Source organism: Pantoea sp. Cy-640, from assembly GCF_011752635.1.
Lineage (GTDB): Bacteria > Pseudomonadota > Gammaproteobacteria > Enterobacterales > Enterobacteriaceae > Pantoea > Pantoea dispersa.
Genome location: NZ_VWXB01000028.1, coordinates 1 through 607, shown reverse-complemented (window position 1 = coordinate 607; position 607 = coordinate 1). Strand labels below are relative to the sequence as shown.

1 tRNA gene and 2 rRNA genes are annotated in these 607 nt (G+C 50.6%); all 3 read left to right on the top strand.

The annotated features are described in order from the left end of the window. A 16S ribosomal RNA gene (locus tag F3J36_RS24035) occupies nucleotides 1-116 on the top strand; the annotation flags it as partial. A gap of 88 nt (nucleotides 117-204) precedes the next feature. Continuing rightward, nucleotides 205-279: transfer RNA gene (locus tag F3J36_RS24030), tRNA-Glu, on the top strand. A 214-nt stretch (nucleotides 280-493) separates the two neighbouring features. Next, nucleotides 494-607, top strand: a 23S ribosomal RNA gene (locus tag F3J36_RS24025); the annotation flags it as partial.

The following is a 607-nucleotide window of genomic DNA, read 5'->3' as shown; positions in this document are numbered from 1 at the left end:
CAAAAGAAGTAGGTAGCTTAACCTTCGGGAGGGCGCTTACCACTTTGTGATTCATGACTGGGGTGAAGTCGTAACAAGGTAACCGTAGGGGAACCTGCGGTTGGATCACCTCCTTACCTGAAGATACTTTCCCGCGAAGTGCTCACACAGATTGTCTGATAGAAAAGTAACGAGCAGGACGGCTGCGAAGTCGTGACACTTTGTGTCCCCTTCGTCTAGCGGTTAGGACTCCGCCCTTTCACGGCGGCAACAGGGGTTCGAATCCCCTAGGGGACGCCACTGCTTGGTGACAGGTGAAAGGTGTCTCCACAGAATATCTCAAAACTGACGGTAACGTCGTGTTTGAGATATTGCTCTTTAACAATCCGGAACAAGCTGAAAATTTGAAACGACGCGTCGTATTCATTCTCCGTAATAAGAATGAAATCACGATGCGTTCGAGTCTCTCAAATGCTTGCAGTCCGCAGCGTTGCAAAACGCCTGTGGGTTGTGAGGTTAAGCGACTAAGCGTACACGGTGGATGCCCTGGCAGTCAGAGGCGATGAAGGACGTGCTAATCTGCGAAAAGCGACGGTAAGGTGATATGAACCGCTACAGCCGTCGATGT